Here is a 16,463-nt window from a genome sequence, read left to right as displayed (position 1 = left end):
AGATGTGTCTCAGAGACAGTCATGGCACCACCGGTCGGCGCTGTGGCACCCCCGGTCGGGCCCGACCACGACGCCGGGCCCGACCGGGGGTCGACCGTCACTTGGTGTTGATGACCTTGTCGATCGCGGCGTCCGCGTCCTTCGCGGCCTCCTCGACCGTCTTCTTGCCGGTGCCGATGTTCTGGAGCATGGTCTGGAGGATCTGGGCCTTCTCGACCTGGCCCCAGCCGGGCGCCATAGGGACGAACCAGTTGGACTCGGCCGCGGTGGCCGGGACCGCCGTCGCCGGGTCGTCCTTGAGGGTGGCGAGGTCGGTCTTGTTGTTGGGCAGGTTGCCCTTCTCCATCAGCCCCTTCTGGCCGGCGGGGCCGGTGAAGGCGTTGATCCATTCGGCGGCGACACCCTGCGCGTCGGACTTCACGGGGACGGCGAGGTCGGAGCCGCCGAGGAAGACGGGCAGGTTCTTGCCGGACGGTCCGGGCATCACGAAGTTCTCGACGTGGCCGGCGAGCTTGCCGGTCTTGTCGTTCTCCTTGGCCGCGGCGGTCGCGCCCTCCCAGGCGGGAGAGAAGATCATGCCGGACTTGCCCTGGCCGTAGACGATGTACCGGTCGGACTCGTCCTTGGTCTTGTCGCCGTGCATGTAGCTGTCGACGACGTTCTGGAACTCCTTCAGGCCCTTGACGGACTCCGGGGAGGAGAGGCTGGCCTTCCACTGGCCGCCCGACTCGACGGCGATGGAGCCGCCGGCGTCGTAGACGAAGGACATGGCCGCGTACCAGTCGCGGGTGGGCTGGTACCAGGCGCTGAACTTGTTGCCCCGCTTCTTCTGGACCTTGTCGAGGGCGGCGGTCAGCTCGTCGTACGTCTTCGGCGGGGACTTGACGCCCACGGCGGCGAAGACGTCCTTGCGCCAGTTGGCGACGCGGCCACCGGCGTAGTACGGAACGCCGTAGGTCTTGCCGTCGTAGGTCACGGAGGCCTTGAGGCCGTCGAGCCAGGCGCCGGAGTTGTCGAACTTCGCCGGGTCAACGGGGGCGAAGGCGCCCTTGACCATGTAGGCGAGCATCTCGGTGTTGCCCATCTCGACGACGTCGGGGGCCTTGTCGGTGGCGAGAACGGCGTCCAGCTTGGCGTTCTTGTCGGGCCAGCCGTAGTACTCGTGCTTGATCTTGATGCCGGGGTGCTTCTTCGTGACCGCGGCGTCGGCGGCCTTGACCAGTTCCGGCCAGTTGTTCTGCGCGTCGACCGTGAGCCAGACGGTCAGTTCCTTGGTGTCGGCCGCTTTGTCCGAGCCCCCGCTCTCGCCCCCGCACGCCGCGATGGAGACCATCATGCCCGCGACACAGATCGCGGTTGTCAGCTTGCGCTTCACGCCACCCTCCTCAGGGATGCCATTCCTCAGGGATGCCACAAACCCCCCTGCTCCCCGCGGTGACAGACGTACCGCCCATGGGGCCGGGACCTGGACCAATGGTGTAGACCAGTACGCCGGAGCTTGGCTCAGACCAATCGGTGTGTCAAGGGTGCGCGAACCCGCTCTCACCAGCCGTTATGCGACCTACATATGCAAGAACCTTTATGTAAGAAGGCAGCGAAAACCGAGCGCTTGAGTCACACTCGTCAGGTAGACCACTGCACCTTCCCGGAGTGGACCAGCGGAGCCCCCTCCATGGACTAGACCAGCGGGGGCTGTGCGGGTATACAGAAGGATCACGCCACTAGGAGCCGGGAAGGCGGAGCATGAGCACCGACGTCAGCAGTGCGGAGAACGAGAACGGGGCGAACGTCCGTACCGCGCGCGTGCCCAAGTACTACCGCCTGAAGAAGCACCTGCTCGACATGACCGAAACACTGCCGCCGGGCACGCCGGTCCCCCCGGAGCGGACGCTGGCCGCAGAGTTCGACACCTCGCGCACGACCGTGCGGCAGGCGCTGCAGGAACTGGTGGTCGAGGGGCGTCTGGAGCGCATCCAGGGCAAGGGCACGTTCGTCGCCAAGCCGAAGGTCTCCCAGGCCCTGCAACTCACCTCGTACACCGAGGACATGCGCGCCCAGGGTCTGGAACCGACGTCCCAGCTGCTGGACATCGGCTACGTCACCGCGGACGACACCCTCGCCGGGCTGCTGGACATCACGGCGGGCGGACGGGTCTTGCGGATCGAGCGGCTCCGTATGGCGAACGGCGAGCCGATGGCCATCGAGACGACCCATCTGTCCGCCAAGCGCTTCCCCGCCCTGCGCAGGTCACTGGTCAAGTACACGTCCCTCTACACCGCGCTCGCCGAGGTGTACGACGTCCATCTCGCCGAGGCCGAGGAGACCATCGAGACCTCCCTCGCCACCCCGCGCGAGGCCGGCCTGCTCGGCACGGACGTCGGCCTGCCGATGCTGATGCTCTCCCGCCACTCCGTGGACAAGGAGGGCCAGCCGGTGGAGTGGGTGCGCTCCGTCTACCGGGGCGACCGCTACAAGTTCGTGGCGCGCCTGAAGCGCCCGCAGGACTGACCGGCCCGCGGCGATCGGTCCCCCGCGGCGGCGACCGATCCCCTGCGACGGTCTCACCGATCCCCCGCGGCGGCAGCCGTCCCGTGCGCCGGAGAGGACGCACGGGACGCAGTACCTCCGCAAATCCGTTATGCGAACAGGGGTTACGCGCAGCGGAGCAGTCCCTTAGATTTCCTGCGCATTACTCAGGTGATCAGTGAGGGGACGGAGCCCTGGTATGTCCAATGCGCCCGACGTGAAATCACCGGAGACACCGGCGGTGACACCTGTCAGAGTGGTCATCGCCCTGTTCCTGTTCGCCCCGTTCGTGGCGATGCTCTGGGTCGGTTCGTACGCCAAGACGGACCCCGCGTTCATCGGCATCCCGTTCTTCTACTGGTACCAGATGGCCTGGGTGCTGATCTCCACCGCGCTCACGGCCGCCGCCTACGTGCTGTGGCAGCGTGACCAGCGAGCCCGCAGGTCCGCGCGGTCCGAGGACGGGGGTGTCGCGCAGTGAAGGACGGCGTGAACGGCGTGGCACTCGCCGTCTTCATCTTCTTCTTCCTGGCCGTCACGGTGATGGGCTTCATGGCCGCCCGCTGGCGCAAGGCCGAGAACGAGCACAGCCTCGACGAATGGGGCCTGGGCGGACGGTCGTTCGGTACCTGGATCACCTGGTTCCTGCTCGGCGGCGACCTCTACACCGCGTACACCTTCGTCGCCGTACCGGCGGCGATCTACGCGGCGGGCGCGGCCGGCTTCTTCGCGGTGCCCTACACGATCCTGGTGTACCCGCTCATCTTCACGTTCCTGCCCCGTCTGTGGTCGGTGTCGCACCGGCACGGGTACGTGACCACGTCGGACTTCGTCCGGGGCCGCTTCGGCTCGAAGGGCCTGTCGCTCGCGGTGGCGCTGACCGGCATCCTGGCAACGATGCCCTACATCGCCCTCCAGCTCGTCGGCATCCAGGCCGTGCTGGACGTGATGGGCGTCGGCGGCGGCGAGAACACCAACTGGTTCATCAAGGACCTGCCGCTGCTGATCGCCTTCGGCGTCCTGGCCGCGTACACCTACTCCTCCGGCCTCCGCGCCCCCGCGCTGATCGCGTTCGTGAAGGACACGCTGATCTACATCGTCATCGCGGTGGCGATCATCTACATCCCGATCAAGCTCGGCGGCTTCGACGACATCTTCGCCAAGGCGAGCGAGGCGTACGGCCAGACCAACCCGGCGACGGGCGCGCCGCGCGGGGCCCTGGTCCCGGGCGACGCCAACCAGTGGACGTACGCGACCCTGGCCCTCGGCTCGGCGCTCGCGCTCTTCATGTACCCGCACTCGATCACCGCGACGCTGTCCTCGAAGAGCCGCGAGGTGATCCGCCGCAACACCACGATCCTGCCGCTGTACTCGCTGATGCTGGGCCTGCTGGCGCTGCTGGGCTTCATGGCGATCGCGGCCGGCGTCAAGGTGCAGAACGGCCAGCTGGCGATCCCGCAGCTGTTCGAGACCATGTTCCCGGACTGGTTCGCGGGCGTGGCCTTCGCGGCGATCGGCATCGGAGCGCTGGTGCCGGCGGCGATCATGTCCATCGCCGCGGCGAACCTTTTCACCCGCAACATCTACAAGGACTTCATCAAGCCGGACGCCACGCCCGCGCAGGAGACCAAGGTCTCCAAGCTGGTGTCGCTGCTGGTGAAGGTCGGCGCGCTGGTCTTCGTCCTGACGATGGACAAGACCGTCGCCATCAACTTCCAGCTCCTCGGCGGCATCTGGATCCTCCAGACCTTCCCGGCCCTGGTCGGCGGCCTCTTCACCCGCTGGTGCCACCGCTGGGCCCTGCTCGCCGGCTGGGCGGTCGGCATGATCTACGGGACGGTCGCCGCGTGGAACGTCTCCTCGCCGACCCAGAAGCACTTCGGCGGCTCCTCCGCGGAGATCCCCGGCATCGGCGAGATCGGCTACATCGGCCTCACGGCGTTCGTCCTCAACGTCGCCGTCACCGTGGTCCTCACCTTCGTCCTCCGGGCGGCCAAGGCCCCCGACGGCATCGACGAGACCAAGCCGAGCGACTACACGGCCGACGCGGGCGACGCGGGAGTCCAGGTGGAACTGCCCCCGGCGACGGCGGGTTCGAGCCACTGACGCTCCGACGCGCAGCTTCCCCGCGCCCCAGTGGAAGGCCCGAGCCCCTTCCGACGGGCCGCAGGCCCCTTGAAGGGCCGAAGGCCCGAAAGGGGCGCGGGGAACTGCGCGAGCAACCACGACGAAGCCGCACCCGCCGACACAGCGAACCCCCGACTTCATAGGCGCCCAAGGGGCCCGAAGGGGCACAGCCCCTGATGACGGAAGGGCAACGGCAGCGGGCGCACCCCCGGCTACCCTGACCCCGTGACCGTCCCCGCACCGATCGTCCTGGACAGCGACCCCGGTATCGACGACGCCGTAGCCCTGCAGTACCTCCTCGGCACAGGCCTCTGGGACCTCAAGGCCTACACCTCGGTCGGCGGCAACCTCCCCGCCGACGCCACCTACCGCAACGCCCGCGCACTGGCCCGAGCCCTCCGCATCGACACCGACGTCCCCGTCCACCGGGGCGCGGGCCGCCCCCTGTCCCGCCTCCCCTACCGCGAGGCATCCGCCTTCCACGGCCGGGCCGGCCTCGGCGAGGAGTCCCTGCCCGACTCCACCGCCCCGCACCCCACGGAGTCCTCCGCACAGGCCCTGCTGCGCCTGTCCCGCGAGTACGAGGGCGAGCTGACGGTGTGCGCCACCGGCCCGCTCACGAACGTCGCGATCGCCCTGCTGGAGGATCCCGGTTTCGCCCGCCGCGTCGCGAAGTTCGTGTTCATGGGTGGCGCCGCGCAGGTGCCGGGGAACTTCACCCCGGTCGCCGAGTTCAACATCTGGTCCGACCCGGACGCCGCCGAGGTCGTGCTCGCCTCCGGCATCCCGTTCACGATGGTCGACCTGGACGCCTCCCACCGGTGGCTGTTCCGCCCCGCGGACCTCGCGGCGCTGGAGGCGGCGGGCCCGGGCACGGCGCTCGCCGCCCGGCTGATGCGGACGTACATGCAGGCCTACGGCCGCCACGGCGGCGACGGCACGTGTCCGCTGCACGATCCGCTGGCGGTGGGGGTGTGCGGGGACGAGGCGTTCGTGACGGCCGCCGAGGGGGCCGTGGTCGTGGAGTGCGCGAGCGAACTCACGCGCGGCCAGACCGTGTTCGTGCCGGCCGACGCCCGACGGATCTACTACTCCGAGTCCCCCTCCCTGACGGCCCGCCTCCGCATCACCGGCCGCGTCGCCCTCGGCCCCGGCCCCCGTGACTTCAGCGAGCACTTCGTGACGACGCTGTCGCACTGGCCGGCACTGCCCTGACCGGCCCACCGCCAGCCGCCCCGCCGCCAGCCCTCAGCCCTCAGCCCTCAGCCCTCAGCCCTCAGCCCTCAGCCCTCAGCCCTCAGCCACACCGACAATCACACGATCAACCGTCCCTGTGGACAACCGCGGACCTGCCGACCGCCTCCTCGTGCAGACTGCGATCCATGGACATCACGATCAGGCACATCTCCCCCGACGAGTACACCGACCTCGGCGACATCACCGCACAGGCCTACCTGACGGACGGTTTGCTGGACTTCGGCGAGAGCGACGCATACCTCGGCGAACTGCGGGACGTGGCGCGGCGGGCCGCCGCGGCCGAGGTGCTCGTGGCCGTGGCGGAGGGACGGGTGGTCGGCGGCGTGACCTTCGTCCGGGCCGGAGGCGCCATGGCCGATATCGCCACCACCGGTGAGGCCGAGATCCGGATGCTGGCAGTCGACCACGCCGCCCGCGGCCGCGGCATCGGCGAGGCCCTCGTGCGCGACTGCGTCGAGCGCGCCAGAGCCGTCGAGGGCTGTGTACGGGTCGTGCTGTCGACCCAGCGGACCATGCACTCCGCCCACCGCATCTACGAACGGCTGGGCTTCGTTCGAACGCCGGCACGCGACTGGAACCCCGTCCCGCACCTCCCGGACCTGACGCTGCTCACCTATGAGTTGACGCTATGACACGCTCCGAAGTCACGGGGACACAACATCTGGGGGTGGACCGGCTACCCAACACAAGATGTATGCTCATGCTCGCTGTCGCCGCAGGGGAATCCGGTGCGAATCCGGAACTGTCCCGCAACGGTGTACTTGCGTGTTTTCGCACGCGAGTTCAGTCCGAGGACCTGCCGACAGTGCGCCCGGCCGTCCGGTCCGGGTGCCCTGACGTCCGGGCCTCGTGGAGTGGGTCGGTGGACGCGACGCCCCCGTGCGCTCGTGTGCTGCTGCCTGCCCTCGGCGAGGCCCCGTGCCGAGCGAGGGAGAGCCCCCACGTGACCATCGCGCCAGCCGACCCGGTTTCAGCCACCCCGGCCCCCGCCGGACCGGCTTCCGCCACTCCGGTGACGGAGACCGACGGTCCCGGTGCCGCGTTGCTGCGGACCCTGACCGAGCTGACCGCCGACCTGCCCGACGCCGACCCCGGCCGGGTCGCCGCCGCCGCGCTGCGCGGCCGGTCCGCTCGGGCGGACGAGACGGAGCTGCGCGAGCTGGCCACGGAGGCGGCCGCCGGCCTCATCTCCGAGGACCCCGCCTACTCGAAGCTGGCCGCCCGCCTGCTGACGATCTCCATCCGCGCCGAGGCCGCCTCCCAGGGCGTCACGACGTTCACGGAGTCCGTCGCCGTGGGCCACCGGGAAGGGCTCGTCGCCGACCGCACGGCGGAGTTCACGCGCCTGCACGCCGAGCGGCTCGACGCGCTCGTCGACCCGGCCGCCGACGACCGGTTCGGCTACTTCGGGCTGCGCACGCTCCACAGCCGCTACCTCCTCAGGCATCCGATCACCCGCAAGGTGGTGGAGACGCCGCAGCACTTCATGCTGCGGGTGGCCAGTGGTCTCGCCGAGGACGACACCGCGCGGTCCGTGGACGAGGTCGCCGCTCTGTACCGGCTCATGAGCCGCCTCGACTACCTGCCCTCCTCCCCCACCCTCTTCAACTCCGGCACGCGACACCCCCAGATGTCGTCCTGCTACCTTCTCGACTCCCCACTGGACGAGCTGGACTCCATCTACGACCGCTACCACCAGGTGGCCCGCCTCTCGAAGCACGCCGGCGGCATCGGGCTGTCGTACTCCCGCATCCGTTCGCGCGGTTCGCTGATCCGCGGTACCAACGGGCACTCCAACGGCATCGTGCCGTTCCTGAAGACGCTGGACGCCTCGGTCGCCGCCGTGAACCAGGGCGGCCGGCGCAAGGGCGCGGCCGCGGTCTACCTGGAGACCTGGCACTCCGACATCGAGGAGTTCCTGGAGCTGCGCGACAACACCGGTGAGGACGCCCGCCGTACGCACAACCTGAACCTGGCGCACTGGATCCCGGACGAGTTCATGCGCCGGGTCAACGCGGACGAGCAGTGGTCGCTGTTCTCCCCGGCGGACGTGCCCGAGCTGGTCGACCTGTGGGGCGCCGAGTTCGACGCCGCGTACCGCAAGGCGGAGACGGACGGGCTGGCGCGGAAGACCATCCCGGCCCGTGACCTGTACGGCCGCATGATGCGGACGCTCGCGCAGACCGGCAACGGATGGATGACGTTCAAGGACGCCGCCAACCGCACCGCCAACCAGACGGCCGAGCCGGGCCACGTCGTCCACTCCTCCAACCTCTGCACGGAGATCCTGGAGGTCACGGACGACGGCGAGACGGCGGTCTGCAACCTGGGCTCGGTGAACCTGGGCGCCTTCGTCGACCTCACGACCGGTGACCTGGACTGGCAGCGGCTGGACGAGACCGTCCGCACGGCCGTGACCTTCCTGGACCGGGTCGTCGACATCAACTTCTACCCCACCGAGCAGGCGGGCCGGTCCAACGCCAAGTGGCGCCCCGTGGGCCTCGGCGCGATGGGCCTGCAGGACGTCTTCTTCAAGCTGCGGCTGCCGTTCGACTCGGCCGAGGCGAAGGCCCTGTCCACCCGGATCGCCGAGCGCATCATGCTCGCCGCGTACGAGGCGTCCACCGACCTCGCCGAGCGCAACGGCCCGCTGCCGGCCTGGGAGAAGACCCGGACGGCCCGCGGTGTGCTGCACCCCGACCACTACGGCGTGGAGTTCACCTGGCCGGAGCGCTGGGCGGCCCTGCGCGAGCGCGTCGCCGCGGTCGGCATGCGCAACTCGCTGCTCCTCGCCATCGCGCCCACGGCGACCATCGCCTCCATCGCCGGTGTGTACGAGTGCATCGAGCCGCAGGTGTCCAACCTGTTCAAGCGGGAGACCCTCTCCGGTGAGTTCCTCCAGGTCAACTCCTACCTGGTGAAGGACCTCAAGGAGCTGGGCGTCTGGGACGCCCGCACCCGTGAGGCGCTGCGCGACTCGAACGGCTCCGTGCAGGACTTCGCGTGGATCCCGGCCGACGTCCGGGCGCTGTACCGCACGGCCTGGGAGATCCCCCAGCGCGGCCTGATCGACATGGCCGCCGCCCGCACCCCGTATCTGGACCAGGCCCAGTCGCTGAACCTGTTCCTGGAGACGCCGACCATCGGCAAGCTCTCCTCGATGTACGCGTACGCCTGGAAGTCGGGGCTGAAGACCACGTACTACCTGCGCTCGCGCCCGGCGACCCGTATCGCCCGCGCCGCCCAGGGCCAGGGCCAGACGCAGACGCAGACGCAGCTGTCCGCCCAGTCCGAGAAGACCATCCCCGTCCAGCAGGCCGCCGACCCGGACGCCGTCGCCTGCTCCCTTGAGAACCCCGAGTCCTGCGAGGCCTGCCAGTGATGTCCAGCACCCAGAATCTTCTCGACCCCGGCTTCGAGCTGACTCTGCGCCCCATGCGCTACCCGGACTTCTACGAGCGCTACCGGGACGCCATCAAGAACACCTGGACCGTGGAGGAGGTCGACCTCCACTCGGACGTCGCCGACCTCGCGAAGCTCAGCCCGGCCGAGCAGCACCTGATCGGCCGTCTGGTCGCCTTCTTCGCGACGGGCGACTCGATCGTCGCGAACAACCTGGTGCTGACGCTCTACAAGCACATCAACTCCCCCGAGGCGCGGCTGTATCTGTCGCGGCAGTTGTTCGAGGAGGCCGTCCACGTCCAGTTCTACCTGACGCTGCTGGACACCTACCTCCCCGACCCGGAGGACAGGACGGCGGCCTTCGCGGCCGTGGAGAACATCCCGTCCATCCGGGAGAAGGCCGGGTTCTGCTTCAAGTGGATGGACTCGGTCGAGAAGCTGGACCGCCTGGAGTCGCGGGCGGACCGTCGCCGCTTCCTGCTCAACCTCATCTGCTTCGCGGCGTGCATCGAGGGGCTGTTCTTCTACGGTGCCTTCGCGTACGTCTACTGGTTCCGCAGCCGGGGCCTGCTGCACGGTCTGGCGACGGGCACCAACTGGGTGTTCCGCGACGAGACGATGCACATGAGCTTCGCGTTCGACGTGGTCGACACCGTCCGCAAGGAGGAGCCGGACCTCTTCGACGACGAGCTGCAGCAGCAGGTGACGGACATGCTGCGGGAGGCCGTGGAGGCCGAGCTGCAGTTCGCCCGCGACCTGTGCGGTGACGGCCTGCCGGGCATGAACACCGACTCCATGCGGCAGTATCTGGAGTGCGTCGCCGACCAGCGGCTGACGCGGCTCGGCTTCGCGCCGGTGTACGGCTCGGAGAACCCCTTCTCCTTCATGGAGCTGCAGGGCGTCCAGGAGCTGACCAACTTCTTCGAGCGGCGGCCGTCCGCGTACCAGGTCGCGGTGGAGGGCACCGTCGACCTGGACGAGGACTTCTAGGACCCGCGAGCCGGCTCCGCCACGAGGGTGGCGGGCCGGTTCGCCCCGGCCCGCCGGGGTCACTTGAGCGTGATCGTGTCCCCGGCCGAGGTGACCCGCGCGGTCGACGTCAGGCCGGGGAAGTACCAGCGCCAGCTGCCCGCCGCGTCGACGGTCACCTTGGTGCTGAGCCTTCCGGCGCTGCCCGACTTCACCGTCTTCACGGTGGTGTAGCGGGCGGCGCCGTTCTTCTTGAACTGAAGCCGGACCGACTGCCCCGTGAACCCCTGGTACTTGAGGGTCTCCCAGTTGGCGCGGGACAGCGTGCCGGTGACGGTGACCTTCGAGCCCTTGGCGACCTTGTCGGGCGCGATGGCGGTGGTCAGCTTCGAGGCACGCTTGACCTTGTACCGGGCGATGTTGTCGGAGATCCAGTAGTCGCCGTCGTTGGCCTTGACGGTGGCGTTGACCTGCCAGACCCCGGCTACGCGGTTGGAGTCAATGTCGTCGCTGTCGGCGATCCAGCCGGGGTCGACCCTCATCGTTCCTGTGCACACCGATGTCGTCGCGCTCTTCTTCTTGCAGGACGAGTCGTCGTCCCAGGTGATGAAGCCGTAGCCGTTGGACCTGTTGAAGGTGCTCAGATCGGTGATCTTCCTGGCACCCGAGTTGTCCTTGATGGTGACGGCGATCGGGTACGTGATGGTCTTCGACGTCCCCACGATGACGTTCCCGCCGCCGTTGACGACCGTCTTCGTCACCCGGACGTCGCCCTTCCCCTCTGCCTGGGCCCCCGTCGCCGCCAGCAGCACCAGGGCCGCCGCCCCGCCCGCGACGGCCAGGGTGCGGCCGTGCGCGGGGCGCGTTCCGTGTCTCATGATCCTCCCCTTGTGGTCGGGGAGAGGCTACACACGGAGGGAGGTCGGAGTCGTACAGATATGCGATCAGACCGTGCGGGCGAAGCGGCGCGAGGCGGCGCCGGAGGTACGCCGCTCGGGCCGCGGCCCGTCGATGGCGGCCTGGCGTTCCGCCGCCTCCCTGAGCTGCCGGTCCACACGCCGGTCGTGGAGGACGCCGATGAGGGCGGGCAGCGCGACCAGGGCCAGCATGCCGAGTACGACCAGTGTTCCGATGAGTGCTTGCAGCTGTGTGGTGTCCATGGACACCACTGTCACGCGGAACACCCCTTACCAACAGTGGCAGTACTGCCGCGCGCCCTCCAATTACTGCCACTTCCGAGGCACACTGGAGGCATGCTGACCAACGTGGCGGCCGTCCTCATGGACGGCGTGCACCCCTTCGAACTCGGTGTCGTCTGCGAGGTCTTCGGCCTGGACCGCAGCGACGAGGGCCTGCCCGTGTACGACTTCGCGGTCGCCTCCGCGGAGGGCCCGACCCTGCGCACGCACGCCGGGTTCACGATCTCGACGCCGTACGGACTGGAGCGGCTCGACGAGGCCGACCTGGTCGTCGTCCCGGCGGGCGAGAGCTATGTGCGGCGGATCTATCCGGCGGACCTGCTGGAGGCGCTGCGCCGGGCCACCGACCGGGGCGCCCGGGTGCTGAGCGTGTGCTCGGGGGTGTTCGTGCTCGGTGCGGCCGGTCTGCTGGACGGCCGGCGCTGCGCGGTGCACTGGCGGCACTCCGACGAGCTGTCCCGGCGGTATCCGCGCGCGATGGTGGAGCCGGACGTGCTGTACGTGGACGAGGACCCGGTGATCACCTCGGCGGGCACGGCGGCCGGTATCGACGCCTGTCTGCACATCGTCCGCAAGGAGCAGGGGCCGGAGGTCGCCAACAAGATCGCCCGGCGGATGGTCGTGCCACCGCACCGGGACGGGGGCCAGGCCCAGTACGTCGAGCGGCCGCTGCCGCGCTCGCAGTGCGACACGGTCGGCGAGGTGCTGGCGTGGATGGAACGCCACCTCGACGAGGAGGTCACCGTCGAGCAGCTCGCGGCACGCGCCCACATGTCGCCGCGGACGTTCGCCCGCCGCTTCCAGCAGGAGACGGGGACCACCCCATACCGTTGGATCCTGCGCCAACGGGTGCTGCTGGCACAGCGGTTGCTGGAGGCGACGGACGAGACGATGGACGCGATCGCCTGGCGCACGGGTTTCGGCACGGCGGCCACCCTGCGCCATCAGTTCGTCCGGGCCCTGGGTACGACACCGCAGGCCTACCGCCGTACCTTCCGGGGTCCGGAGGCCGCCGCCTGAGAACGGCGCCGGGCGCGCGTCGGGGCGGTCGGCTGCCGCCCGGACGCGCGCCCGGGATGTGTCCGTGCGGTGGTTCAGTCGTTCGCGACGACGGGGTAGCGCGGCTCGTTCTCGGCCATCTGCCGCAGCGCGTCCTTGCGGTCGCGCTTGGAGAGCCGGTCGATGTACAGGTAGCCGTACAGGTGGTCGGTCTCGTGCTGGAGGCAGCGCGCGAAGTACCCGGTGCCGCGGACCTTGATCGGGTTGCCCTTCTCGTCCTGGCCGGTGACCTCGGCGTAGTCGGGCCGGGCGAGCGGCATGTACGCGGTCGGCACCGACAGGCAGCCCTCGTTGCTGTCGTCCAACCGGCGCTTTTCGGCGGGCAGTTCGACGAGCTTGGGGTTGCAGACGACGCCGACGTGGCGGTTGCCCTCGTCGTCGGGGCAGTCGTACACGAACACCTTCAGGTCGACGCCGATCTGGTTGGCGGCGAGGCCCACGCCCTCGGCGGTGCGCTGGCTGGCGAACATGTCGTCCACGAGCTTGGCGAGTTCGTCGCCGAACTCCGTGACGTCCTTGCACTCCTTGTGCAGGACCGGGTTCCCGACGACGGTGATGGGCCGCGAGGTGCCGCGCTCGCGGTACGCCTGCTCGCGCTCCTCGCAGTCCTCCGTGTCGACGACGAATCCCTCGTCGTCGACGGGGAGCACGCCCACGTGCTGCTGTTCGGTGTCCTGCTGAGCCATGACAGACGTACGCCTTCCTCACAAAACAAGGGCTGAGTTGCTGATACAGGGTACGGGCAGCGGCGGAGGGGAGCGCGGGCAACCGTGTGACCGGCCGGGCGCGGTCCGTGCCCCGGCGTACGACCGCTCGACCCTCTAACAGACCTCTTCGAGATCCCGCCAGTCCCTGGAATCAGGGCTGTCGGCGACCCACCCGTCGAGCAGCCCCCGTACCAACGACGCCGGCGCGGCGATGCCGCACTCCCGCTCGGGCACCCACAACTGCCCGTCCGTGACATGCCCGAGCGGCCCGGGATGCCCAGGCTCACTGTGGTCGTGCGGGTCCATGTGGTCCCCGTCGCCCTCGTCGGACGGCATCCGGGACTCCGAGCACAGCCGGCACAGCAGCCGCACCGACGACGACCAGTCCTCGGCGGCGAAGCCCGCGTCGGCCGCGAGCCGTTCCAGCGCGTCCCGGTCGGACTCCGTGGCGGCCTCCAGCAGCACCACCCAGGTCGGCACCGGCGACGGCGCCCACAGTTCGATCTCGTCGAACACCGGGTACGCGTGGCCGGCGGCCGTGGTCCGCTCGCCGTGCGGGACTCCGTCGTGGAGGACGACCTCGCCCCAGCGCCGGCCGGACGACGGCAGCGGAATGGAGAGCACCTCTATGCGCGCCGGGTCGAGCCTGCGCCCCCACACGACCTCGGCCTCACCCTCCGGCGAGAGCCGCACGGCAGCGCTGCCCAGGTCCATGCCCACCGGCTCCCCGGTGTCCGCGACGCCGCCCCCGGGCTTCGGCCGGGCCGCACCACCGGGCACCCGCAGCCCGTACGCCTGCCAGGCACGACGTGCCAGCGGCCAGTCCTGCAGGGCGGTGGCGGCGATGCCCACGTTCCACCAGTCGGGCGCCCCGGTCTCCCGGTCGAGCAGCGCGACGGCCCTCAGGCCGGCCGCTCTGGCCTGCTCCCAGTCGTGCCGGAACTTGTGCAGCAGGGCGAGGTTGAACCAGGACTCGGACAGCCACGGCTCCAGGTCCGCGGCACGGGTCAGCAGTGCCCCCGCGTCCTCGTAACGACCGTCGCCGATGAGCGTGAACGCCCGGTCGGTGGCCTGCCGCCACGAGGCGGAGGGCCGATGCCGTCCCTTGCCGAAGATCCTCACGATTCCCGCCTGCCAGTTACGGTTCCCGCCTGCCGTTTCCGTGGAGTGGGCCGGCCGTCGCCCCCGGTACACCCTCTCCCTCGCATCCAACCACGGACGGAAGGAGAGCCGCTCATTACCCATGGGTTACCCCACCACGGGCAAGGTCAGACCGTCTCGTGCGACCACCCTGGCAAGCGATTCGACCACCTCTGGCTGATAGTCGTGTGCTGTCGCGAGCCGCAGTTCCTCCAGTGCCCTGAGCGGCCCTGAGGGCCCTGCTTCCCGGGTCTTCTCCTCGTATGCGTTCACCGCCCGGACGATCCGCGCGCCGACCGGCTGCTCACGGTAGGGATCGGCCTGGCGCTCCACCACCACGGCGACCTCGGTGTCCACCCCGGTCTGCCGCACGACAGCGCCGCCCAGCAGCGCGATCCGACGCTGCTCCGCCGTCGGCAGGCCGACGGTGGCGCCGCCGGGCACCGGGTCGACCAGGCTGAGCTGTCCGATGTCGTGCATGAGGGCCGCGTACTCCAGGACGGTCAGCTCCCGCTCGCCGAGCCCCAGCTCCCGCCCCACCTCACGGCTGAGGGCGGCGACCCTGCGGGCGTGGCCGGGCGGGGTGTACCCCGCGATCTCCGTGGCCCTGGCCAGCGAGGCGATGGTCTGCCGGTACGTGGTCCGCACGGCCGCGTACCGCCGGAACGACAGCTGGGTGAGCAGCAGCGGAAGCGAGAACACGGGCAGCGCCCACAGTCCGGCGACCCCGACCGCGACGGCCATCACGACGCCGGTCGCGCAGACCGCCGAGCCGATCCCGAGGAGGCCCCGCAGTTCGTCCCGCAGCAGCGGCCCGTACGGCCATCGGGTCCGGGCCCGTGCCAGGGCCGCCGCCAGGACGGCGTCACACAGGGCGGTCATCACGAGCAGGCCGACGAGCAGCAGCACGCGCGCGTGCCCGCTCCAGCCCAGCAGCCGTCCGCTGTCGTGCAGGGGCTGGAAGCAGACGGCGGCGAAGGCGACGGTGAGGACGCGCCGGGTGAGGTGGTCGGCGGTGTCCCCGCGCCCCCTTGCGGCGTGGGGCGCACACCCGAGCAGCGCGCCCACGGCGACGACGGCCACGACCTGCGGCACCCCGTGCGCCGTCGAACGCCCCGCGCACTCCCCCAGCAGCGCGTACGCGAGCCCTCCGGCCGCGCCCAGCGGCGCCTGCTCCCTGCCCTCCGCCCCGCGCCAGCGGGACAGCTCCCCCGCGCCCACCAGCACACCGAACACGAGAGCGACTCCGGGCTCGTCGAGGCCGTACCGGAGGGTGTGCCCGAGCCCGGCGAGCACGAGCAGGGCGGCAAGGCAGCGGAGAAGGACGGGGAGGAGCGGGACCGGAGCCCCCCTCGGAGAACTCACCGGCCCCGCCTCCCGGCGGCATCGCGCTCGACGACTCCCCGATCAGCCGATCCCCGCTCGGGCGCCCGCTGCTCGTGCGCCCGCTGCTCGGCCGCTCCCCGATCGGCCGCCGCCCCCGCGGCACGCTCCACGGCAGGTGCCCCCGGCGCCGGTACGTTTCCGCGTGGTGCGGTGGTCACCAGGGGCTCCCAGCCGCAGCGGGACAGTGCCCGTCCCAGCGCTCCCACCATCACGGGGTCGAACTGCGTGCCGGCGCAGCGCTCCAGCTCCGCCAGCGCGGCGGCGACCGGGCGCCCCCGCCGGTAGGACCGGGTCGAGGTCATCGCGTCGAACGCGTCGGCCACCGCCACCAGCCGCGCGAACTCCGGGATCTCGCTCCCGACCAGCCCGTAGGGGTATCCGCTCCCGTCCATCCGCTCGTGGTGGTGCAGGACCGCCGCCCGCGCCTCGCCGAGGAAGGAGATCCCGCGCACCATCTCGTGCCCGTACTCGGGATGCAGTTCGACGATCCGCCGCTCCTCCGGGGTGAGCGGCCCGTCCTTGCGCAGCAGCCGCGTCGGCACCCCCAGTTTCCCCACGTCGTGGAGGATCCCGGCGAAGCGCAGCACCTCGGCGCGGTCGTCGTCCATGCCCAGCTCGCGCGCGATCATCAAGGACGCCTGCCCGACCCGTTCGCTGTGGCCGCGCGTATAGGCGTCCTTGATGATCGCGC

15 protein-coding genes and 1 riboswitch are annotated in these 16,463 nt (G+C 70.2%); of the genes, 8 read left to right on the top strand and 7 right to left on the bottom strand.

Annotation, left to right across the window (positions count from 1 at the left end):
• Positions 1-97: 97 nt before the first annotated feature.
• Positions 98-1,375: an extracellular solute-binding protein gene (locus tag AOK23_RS14335; RefSeq protein ID WP_055713098.1), complete on the bottom strand. Its 1,278-nt coding sequence runs from the start codon at positions 1,373-1,375 to the stop codon at positions 98-100.
• Between the two features lie 368 nt (positions 1,376-1,743).
• On the opposite strand from AOK23_RS14335, the gene AOK23_RS14330 reads away from it, so the two are divergent.
• The 7 genes from AOK23_RS14330 (at position 1,744) to AOK23_RS14300 (ending at position 10,302) form a co-directional block, all read left to right on the top strand.
• Complete coding sequence (locus AOK23_RS14330) at positions 1,744-2,508, top strand: GntR family transcriptional regulator (RefSeq protein WP_055518975.1); 765 nt, start codon at positions 1,744-1,746, stop codon at positions 2,506-2,508.
• 217 nt (positions 2,509-2,725) lie between these two features.
• A complete protein-coding gene (locus AOK23_RS14325) occupies positions 2,726-3,007 on the top strand; it encodes a DUF3311 domain-containing protein (RefSeq protein ID WP_055713097.1) in 282 nt (93 codons plus the stop codon).
• Positions 3,004-4,632 carry a monocarboxylate uptake permease MctP gene (mctP, locus tag AOK23_RS14320; RefSeq protein ID WP_055713096.1) on the top strand — a complete coding sequence of 543 codons (1,629 nt, stop codon included), beginning with the start codon at positions 3,004-3,006 and terminating at the stop codon, positions 4,630-4,632. The genes AOK23_RS14325 and mctP overlap by 4 nt, the downstream gene beginning before the upstream one ends.
• Before the next feature lie 246 nt (positions 4,633-4,878).
• Positions 4,879-5,868 carry a nucleoside hydrolase gene (locus tag AOK23_RS14315; RefSeq protein WP_055713095.1) on the top strand — a complete coding sequence of 330 codons (990 nt, stop codon included), beginning with the start codon at positions 4,879-4,881 and terminating at the stop codon, positions 5,866-5,868.
• 167 nt (positions 5,869-6,035) lie between these two features.
• Entirely contained in the window at positions 6,036-6,542 is a 507-nt protein-coding gene (locus AOK23_RS14310; RefSeq protein WP_055713094.1) for a GNAT family N-acetyltransferase, read from the top strand.
• Positions 6,543-6,604: 62 nt separating this feature from the next.
• Positions 6,605-6,728: riboswitch (cobalamin riboswitch) on the top strand.
• Positions 6,729-6,853: 125 nt separating this feature from the next.
• A complete protein-coding gene (locus AOK23_RS14305) occupies positions 6,854-9,292 on the top strand; it encodes a ribonucleoside-diphosphate reductase subunit alpha (protein ID WP_055713093.1) in 2,439 nt (812 codons plus the stop codon).
• A complete protein-coding gene (locus AOK23_RS14300) occupies positions 9,292-10,302 on the top strand; it encodes a ribonucleotide-diphosphate reductase subunit beta (protein WP_107102787.1) in 1,011 nt (336 codons plus the stop codon). The genes AOK23_RS14305 and AOK23_RS14300 overlap by 1 nt, the downstream gene beginning before the upstream one ends.
• Positions 10,303-10,361: 59 nt before the next feature.
• Here AOK23_RS14300 and AOK23_RS14295 read toward each other — a convergent pair whose 3' ends face one another.
• Positions 10,362-11,159 carry a hypothetical protein gene (locus AOK23_RS14295; RefSeq protein ID WP_055713091.1) on the bottom strand — a complete coding sequence of 266 codons (798 nt, stop codon included), beginning with the start codon at positions 11,157-11,159 and terminating at the stop codon, positions 10,362-10,364.
• Positions 11,160-11,225: 66 nt separating this feature from the next.
• Entirely contained in the window at positions 11,226-11,441 is a 216-nt protein-coding gene (locus tag AOK23_RS14290) for a hypothetical protein (RefSeq protein ID WP_055713099.1), read from the bottom strand.
• 93 nt (positions 11,442-11,534) lie between these two features.
• Between AOK23_RS14290 and AOK23_RS14285 the strand changes: the two genes are divergently transcribed.
• Positions 11,535-12,500, top strand: coding sequence for a helix-turn-helix domain-containing protein (locus tag AOK23_RS14285; RefSeq protein WP_055713090.1), 966 nt, complete (start codon positions 11,535-11,537; stop codon positions 12,498-12,500).
• A 74-nt stretch (positions 12,501-12,574) separates the two neighbouring features.
• On the opposite strand, the gene def is transcribed toward AOK23_RS14285, so the two are convergent.
• From def to AOK23_RS14265, 4 genes are all read right to left on the bottom strand, one after another.
• Positions 12,575-13,225 carry a peptide deformylase gene (def, locus tag AOK23_RS14280; protein WP_055713089.1) on the bottom strand — a complete coding sequence of 217 codons (651 nt, stop codon included), beginning with the start codon at positions 13,223-13,225 and terminating at the stop codon, positions 12,575-12,577.
• 135 nt (positions 13,226-13,360) lie between these two features.
• Entirely contained in the window at positions 13,361-14,368 is a 1,008-nt protein-coding gene (locus AOK23_RS14275) for a tetratricopeptide repeat protein (protein WP_055518996.1), read from the bottom strand.
• A gap of 126 nt (positions 14,369-14,494) precedes the next feature.
• On the bottom strand, positions 14,495-15,751 hold the full coding sequence (locus AOK23_RS14270) for an HD-GYP domain-containing protein (protein WP_055713088.1): 1,257 nt from the start codon (positions 15,749-15,751) through the stop codon (positions 14,495-14,497).
• Positions 15,748-16,463 (bottom strand): HD-GYP domain-containing protein (locus AOK23_RS14265; RefSeq protein WP_157878033.1); only part of this gene is annotated, 716 nt, incomplete at its 5' end. The genes AOK23_RS14270 and AOK23_RS14265, both read right to left, overlap by 4 nt.

Origin of the sequence: Streptomyces torulosus, from assembly GCF_001419765.1 — a bacterium.
In the GTDB taxonomy this organism is placed as follows: domain Bacteria; phylum Actinomycetota; class Actinomycetes; order Streptomycetales; family Streptomycetaceae; genus Streptomyces; species Streptomyces torulosus.
The sequence above is the reverse complement of the archived record's forward strand: the minus strand, read 5'-3'. Positions and strand labels throughout refer to the sequence as shown.